The organism is Streptococcus sp. GMD4S (assembly GCF_000296955.1).
Map to the genome: position 1 here is coordinate 38,074 of NZ_AJRE01000034.1, position 7,023 is coordinate 45,096.

General features: G+C 35.8%; 10 protein-coding genes. All 10 read left to right on the forward strand.

Annotated elements, in window-relative coordinates:
- Positions 1-14 precede the first annotated feature (14 nt).
- A complete protein-coding gene (locus GMD4S_RS03070) occupies positions 15-1,565 on the forward strand; it encodes a ClC family H(+)/Cl(-) exchange transporter (protein WP_000392527.1) in 1,551 nt (516 codons plus the stop codon).
- Between the two features lie 51 nt (positions 1,566-1,616).
- Entirely contained in the window at positions 1,617-2,363 is a 747-nt protein-coding gene (locus GMD4S_RS03075) for a CPBP family intramembrane glutamic endopeptidase (protein ID WP_000827860.1), read from the forward strand.
- A gap of 151 nt (positions 2,364-2,514) precedes the next feature.
- A complete protein-coding gene (locus tag GMD4S_RS03080) occupies positions 2,515-2,949 on the forward strand; it encodes a hypothetical protein (RefSeq protein WP_001065608.1) in 435 nt (144 codons plus the stop codon).
- Positions 2,950-3,049: 100 nt separating this feature from the next.
- Positions 3,050-3,475, forward strand: coding sequence for a hypothetical protein (locus GMD4S_RS03085; protein ID WP_025172943.1), 426 nt, complete (start codon positions 3,050-3,052; stop codon positions 3,473-3,475).
- 96 nt (positions 3,476-3,571) lie between these two features.
- A complete protein-coding gene (locus GMD4S_RS03090; protein WP_001027475.1) occupies positions 3,572-4,015 on the forward strand; it encodes a hypothetical protein in 444 nt (147 codons plus the stop codon).
- Positions 4,016-4,119: 104 nt separating this feature from the next.
- On the forward strand, positions 4,120-4,557 hold the full coding sequence (locus GMD4S_RS03095; protein WP_001066087.1) for a hypothetical protein: 438 nt from the start codon (positions 4,120-4,122) through the stop codon (positions 4,555-4,557).
- 94 nt (positions 4,558-4,651) lie between these two features.
- Positions 4,652-5,080 carry a hypothetical protein gene (locus tag GMD4S_RS03100; protein ID WP_000606020.1) on the forward strand — a complete coding sequence of 143 codons (429 nt, stop codon included), beginning with the start codon at positions 4,652-4,654 and terminating at the stop codon, positions 5,078-5,080.
- The gene (locus tag GMD4S_RS03105) at positions 5,080-6,360 is read left to right on the forward strand and encodes a hypothetical protein (RefSeq protein ID WP_000144640.1); all 1,281 of its coding nucleotides are present in this window, start codon (positions 5,080-5,082) and stop codon (positions 6,358-6,360) included. Before GMD4S_RS03100 ends, GMD4S_RS03105 begins: the two co-directional genes overlap by 1 nt.
- The gene (locus tag GMD4S_RS03110; protein WP_000439965.1) at positions 6,342-6,734 is read left to right on the forward strand and encodes a hypothetical protein; all 393 of its coding nucleotides are present in this window, start codon (positions 6,342-6,344) and stop codon (positions 6,732-6,734) included. The genes GMD4S_RS03105 and GMD4S_RS03110 overlap by 19 nt, the downstream gene beginning before the upstream one ends.
- Positions 6,715-7,005, forward strand: coding sequence for a hypothetical protein (locus GMD4S_RS03115; protein ID WP_001148764.1), 291 nt, complete (start codon positions 6,715-6,717; stop codon positions 7,003-7,005). The genes GMD4S_RS03110 and GMD4S_RS03115 overlap by 20 nt, the downstream gene beginning before the upstream one ends.
- Positions 7,006-7,023 lie beyond the last annotated feature (18 nt).

Consider the following 7,023-nt stretch of genomic DNA (forward strand, 5'->3'; position numbering starts at 1 on the left):
TGGAGGAAATGATTATGGAGGAACAGTCAGAAATACTCCGATCCAAGAAAGAATTTGCCTTTGCCTCAAGTACCATATTATCCCAAGTTGGGCGGGGAATCATCGTCGGGCTAGTTGTCGGGCTCATCGTTGGATCTTTTCGTTTCTTAATTGAAAAAGGCTTCTACCTGATACAAGGCCTCTATCAAGATCAAGCGCACCTAGTGCGCAATCTTTTTATCATTGGTCTATTTTATCTAATTGTTAGCTGGCTTAGTGCGAAACTAACTCGGTCGGAAAAAGACATCAAGGGTTCAGGAATTCCTCAAGTCGAAGCCGAACTAAAGGGACTCATGACTCTCAACTGGTGGAGTGTCCTCTGGAAAAAATATATTCTAGGGATTCTTGCTATTGCCAGTGGCCTTATGCTAGGTCGAGAAGGACCAAGTATTCAACTTGGAGCAGTTGGTGGAAAAGGTATTGCCAAGTGGCTCAAATCCAGTCCGGTAGAGGAACGCTCCCTGATTGCCAGTGGTGCTGCCGCAGGCTTAGCCGCTGCCTTTAATGCACCGATTGCAGGTCTCCTCTTTGTTGTAGAGGAAGTCTATCATCATTTTTCACGCTTTTTCTGGGTCTCAACTCTAGCAGCCAGTCTCGTAGCAAACTTTGTCTCACTACTCATATTTGGCCTAACACCCGTACTAGATATGCCAGACAACATTCCTCTCATGACCCTAGACCAGTATTGGATTTACCTCCTTATGGGAGTTTTTCTCGGGCTTTCTGGTTTTCTCTATGAGAAAGCTGTACTCAATGTTGGTCGAGTTTATGACTGGATTGGTAAAAAAATCCATTTGGATAAAGCTTATTATCCAATCCTAGCCTTTATCCTCATCATACCAGTCGGGATTTTCTTGCCACAAATCCTTGGTGGTGGAAATCAGCTTGTTCTTTCCCTAACTGAGCAAGATTTTAGTTTTCAAGTTTTATTAGCTTACTTTTTGATCCGCTTTGTTTGGAGTATGATTAGTTATGGAAGTGGCCTCCCAGGAGGAATTTTCCTACCAATTTTGGCGCTTGGTTCCTTACTCGGTGCCCTAGTTGGTGTCATTTGTGTGAATATTGGGCTTGTTAGTCAGGAGCAGTTTCCTATATTTGTCATTTTAGGAATGAGTGGCTACTTTGGGGCAATTTCCAAGGCTCCCTTAACTGCTATGATACTCGTTACTGAGATGGTAGGGGACATTCGCAACCTCATGCCACTGGGCTTAGTAACCTTGGTCGCCTACATCGTCATGGATCTGCTCAAGGGAGCACCAGTCTATGAGGCAATGCTAGAAAAAATGCTACCAGAAGAAGCAACAGACGAAGGAGAAGTCACTCTTATTGAAATCCCTGTATCAGATAAGATCGCTGGAAAACAAGTTCACGAACTAAACTTGCCACATAACGTACTCATCACCACCCAAGTCCATAATGGCAAAAGTCAAACCGTTAACGGCTCAACTAGAATGTATCTGGGTGATATGATTCACCTAGTGATTCCAAAAAGTGAAATTGGAAAAGTCAAAGATTTGTTGTTATAAGTTCTGTTTACATAATTTATTTTACGTAAAATATTATTGAAAGGATTCTCAATGAAAAGAAATAAGGCAATTGCGGTATATTTGCTAGGCACATTTAGCCAGTTAGTATCAGTTTGTCTCCTTTTCTTTCTCTTGAATCATTTTTCTATTCATTCCAATCTATTATCTATTTTAGGAATCTTTCTAGGTGGCATTTCTTCAGCTCTTTGGGGAACAATTGTTGCAAATCACTATTTTCATATTCATTTTAAAAAGATTGTAAAAGATTTTTTTAACATTCATACCAGTTATAAACACTATTTATTATCTTTTTTCCTTATTGTCCTTGATTTTTCTTTTCTAATGTTTGGTGGGAAAATAGTAGAATTTAGCTGGTATCTCCCATTTTTGATGTTCTTCAAATTTATTGTCTTTGGCGGTATAGAAGAGATTGGATGGCGATATGTCTTTCAACCAATTTTACAAGAAAAGTTGCCATATTTTTACTCAGCAATTCTAACCTTTTTCAGCTGGGCGATTTGGCATCTGTTGTTCTTTTACATTGATGGCTCCCTAGCAACTCTGCAAACTCTACCGTTTTTATTTGGATTGCTGACGAATTCTTTCATACTCTCAGCTCTTTATATCAAAACAAAGAATCTCTGGATTTGCGTTATGACACATTCGATCATTAATGTCTTGTCTCAGCTAACCATAGATACTGATCGATCCGAAACCTTCCTGCTTAAAATCTTCGTCATCTTGGTATCCTGCTATATGGTAGTACATAAAAAAGATGAGTATAATCGGTATAAATAAAATTAAATATAAACCTTCAAAACCAAATCAAAAAAGATTTGGTTTTTTAAGAATTAGAAATCTAATTTTCAGTATATAGTATGATTTTTACCCCCTACTTTGTAAAGAATGATTAGAATATTGTATAATAAGAAAAAGGAGAAAAGCATAAATGAATAATTCTGGAATTAAAAAAAGTCATACAAGAATACTAATCATTTTGTTACTCGCAACCATCACAGCAGGAGCTATTTTTATGTTTAGTTTGTTAGGAAAATCGCAAGAAGAACATCGGAATAGAGAGTATGAAGTAAGTTTGGTTAATGCCTTAAAGAATTCCTACCAAGGGATTGAAGAGATTAAAATTTCCAATCCAGAATACACAAGCCCTCCTGGTTCGTGGTCTTGTGATGTAGAAATCAAATTTAAACATGAAGTAAAAATTAAGTATGGTATTGGATATTCTCTAGACACTGAAGAAATAACAGATACTTCATTGGAATGGGAAAATAGAGTAAAAGATCGACAATTTTTAAATGAAAACAAGGGTAAAACTGCTTCGAAAATTAGGGTAACTTATTCTAATAATGACGAAGGAGAGCAATAATGGCATTTAGTTATACTGATAAACAACTCAATGAATTAAAGCATGGAAAGAATGTATATAGTGTCAATGCGGAATTTGCTGAGAAAAAGAGGGAATGATAATGAGTAAAGACAGATTAAGAAAAAGCTATAAACCATTATTCATAGTTTTACTATTCGTATTCATCACATTAGGAGGTGTTTTTATGTTTAGGTTGTTAGGGAAGTCTCAAGAAGAACGTCGAAATAGAGAGTATGAAGTTAGTTTGGTGAATGCGTTAAAGAATTCCTATGAAGGGATTGAGGAGATTAAGATTTCCAATCCTGATTATACAACCCCACCAGGTTCGTGGTCTTGTGATATCGAAATTAAATTTAATGATGAAAGAACTCTTTCATATGAGATTAATCATCATTTAAACTATAAAATCAATTATGGTGGCCGTCAAGAAACAAACGAAGATTGGCAGTATTTAGAAACTCATAGAGGGAAAACTTTAAAGTCAGTGAGAATTACTTATTCTGATAGCGAGCAAGGAGAACTATGATGAATTTCCATTATACTGATGAATAATTTAAACCAAGATTATGCTGTTTATAGTGTGAACGAAAAGTCTTCAAGGAGAAAAAGGAGAAAAGCTTAAATGAATATTTCCAGCAATAAAAAAAGATATATAAGACTACTAATCGTTTTGTTACTCGTAGCCATCACAGCAGGAGCTATTTTTATGTTTAGGTTGTTAGGGAAGTCTCAAGAAGAGCGTCGAAATAGAGAATATGAAGTAAGTCTGGTTAATGCGTTAAAGAATTCCTACCAAGGGATTAAGGAGATTAAGATTATGGATCCTTACAATAATGACAAACCGGGTTCGTGGTCTTGTGATATTTCAGTACAGTTCAATGATAGTCAAACTATTACTTATGGAATTAATCACAGATTAACCTATAAAGAAAACCATGATGGTCTTATGAAAGGGGATACTAATGAAGAAATTGATCAACAATGGTCGATACTTCAAAAACACATTGGTAAAACAGAATCTACAATATTAGTACGATATTCAAATGGTGAAACAGGAGAGCAATAATGGTATTTAATTATACTGATAATCAGTTGAATAATTTAACCCAAGATTTTGCTATTTATATGGTAAATGAAGAGTTTTCAAGTAGAAAAAGAGGAAAAGCTTAAATGAATAATTCCAGCAATAAAAAAAGCCATAAAAGGATACTAATCGTTTTGTTACTCGTAGCCATTACAGCAGGAGGTGTTTTTATGTTTAGTATGTTAGGGAAATCCCAAGAAGAGCGTCGAAATAGAGAATATGAAGTAAGTCTAGTTAATGCTTTAAAAAATTCCTATGAAGGGATTGAGGAGGTACATATAACCGACCCTTCATATGCATCAATTCCGTCTGATGCTTGGGGCGCAAAAGTTAAAATATTTTTCTCTGATAGCAAACAACTAAGTTATATAATCGCATTTAATAAACAAAATAACGAAATAAGAAGTAGAGATTTTCAAAATAGTTCTCGAAAAGATGATAATCAATATTTGATAAACCATCGTGGAATTACAGAAAAAAATGTAAAAGTGATTTATTCAAATGGTGAAACAGGGGAACAGTAATGGTATTTAATTATACTGACAAACAACTCAATGAATTAAAGCATGGGAAGAATGTATACAGTGTCAATGCTGAATATGCTGAGAAAAAGAGGAAATGATAATGAGTAAAGACAGATTAAGAAAAAGCTATAAACCATTATTCATAGTTTTTCTACTCGTAGCCATCACAACAGGAGGTGTTTTTGTGTTTAGTATGTTAGGGAAGTCTCAAGAAGAACGTCGGAATAGAGAGTACGAAATCAGCTTGGTCAACGCTTTAAAAAATTCCTATGAAGGGATTGAGGAGATTAAGATTTCCAATCCAAACTACACAAACCCTCCAGGTTCATGGTCTTGTGATGTAGAAATCAAATTTAATGATGAAAGAAAAACTAAGTATAGGATAGGCCATGGACTCCATGATAAAAAGAATTATCAAGGTTCATTGACCAATGAGAAAAGGCAATTCCTTAACAATTACAAAGGAGTGACCGACTTAAAAGTAATTGTTACATATTCAGATAATAGCACGGGAGAACAATGATGACATTTTCCTATACAGATGAGCAGTTAAACAATTTGAATCGGGATTATGCTGTATATAGTGTAAATCTTGAATTCGCTAAGCGTAACGGTCGGACTTATGTCAATTCAAATCTCAGTGAAAGTATATCTCCTGATGATTTAGAAAAAACCAACACCATAACTACCTCAGATGGTCAAGAATTCCGTGTTGTTGCCACTAAGTCTGACACTGAAACAGGTTTTGACGGGCTAGCAGTTGCACCTATTGTCAACGGCGAACCAGATTATAAAAATGTAGCTGTGATTGCTGCTGGAACGGATCCTGATAGTCCGGTGAATAAAACTATGTTTGGTTCACGCGATTTCTATAGTGCCATAATTGCAAGGCAAACTTACTTATCTCCACAATATAAGGTTGCTGACCAATTTGTAAAAGAGATTATGGACGATCCTAGATATGAAGTCAGTCAACTATCAGGTTATTCACAAGGATCTTACATGCTGAAGGTGGGAGCTAAATACCACATCCCTACAACCACTTTTAATGCTTGGTTTAAATATGGTGGACTTACACTGGAAGAAAAAGCATTTATTGAAAGCAACCCTTCTATGTTTATAGATTACCGTAGAAAACATGATAATGTAGTACGTTGGAATGACTCTAATCACCCAGAAAGGTACACCAGTCCGATTGATATTACAAATTCTATGCCTAGCACGATTCATTGGATTGATGGTTCGAGCCATAAAATTGAGGACTGGGAGTTTGATCCTGTAACTGGTCAAGTTATAGATGGCAAGGGAGGAAAACCCTTAATCAGTGGTGTTTATCGAGCCTATGCCAACAGTCTCCGAGGAATGGCTCATTACAAGGACTTGAAGTCAAAATGGTCATCAGGTGGTATTAGTAGTTCTGAGGAAATATACTTAGATGCAGCTCAAGGTTCTATCCTATCATCATCTATGGCTACTGCAGCAAGAACTGGAGCTGATGAAGTGAGCGCCTTAGCCAAAAAAGCAAATCAGGAATTACAAGAAATTTGGTCAAAAATCGATTTTACAAGCTACACAGCATTAGCTCCCTATGAGGTTGAGGCCATTTTTGCTAGCCAAGGTATCACTCAAGCACAGTTTATCGATACTTTTCAGGCAGAGACAACACAAACAGTCACTAAGATGAATGCTTCCGCCCAAGCATTTGAACAGTTAGACAAACAATTACAGAATGTCATTGAAAAAACAGTAGCAACAGACACACAATTTGCCAAGGAGTTCAGACAATGGAAAGAAAAGATGTGAAATGGGAGGAAATTAGAGAGAAAGAGAGAGAACTGTTTAATCTAGAAGAACAATATTATCAACAAAAGAAAGAACTCGATGATAAAGCACTCGATTTAAACGAACGAAATGCAAATTTAGAAAAACTGATGTCTGATGAAGTTGATAAAATGTATCAAGTCTTGAGAAAATTTTCATCAACTGCTGATGATGTTAGAGACTACTTTACAGAAATAGAAAATCTGAGACACTTTTCGGAACAAGTATACCGAGAACATAGAATTAAACTCGAAAATGAGAGAGAAAAAAACGATAACGAGTTTCGCAAAAAAAGAAATGAATTAGAGGAAGAATTTCACAAACTAAGGAGAGATTATGCAAGCACCAATGAATGAATACTACACAGATGAAGAATATCAATATGCACTGAAACAAATGTATCGAATGATGGAACGAAACCGAATCATTGCGGAAGCAAAGATAGCAATAACAGCAAAAAATAAATTAAAAGAAAACTTTAGTAAGACAGCTAAGAAAATTGCTACAGAAACCAAATCAACTATCACAAGCATAAACAGCCAAATGGACACTGCAATACGAGGAAAAGTTCGCAAGAGTCTTGAAGAAAAGATTCCTAATATGTTACTCAAGTATGATGAAATTTAATAAAATGGTTCAGAGTGA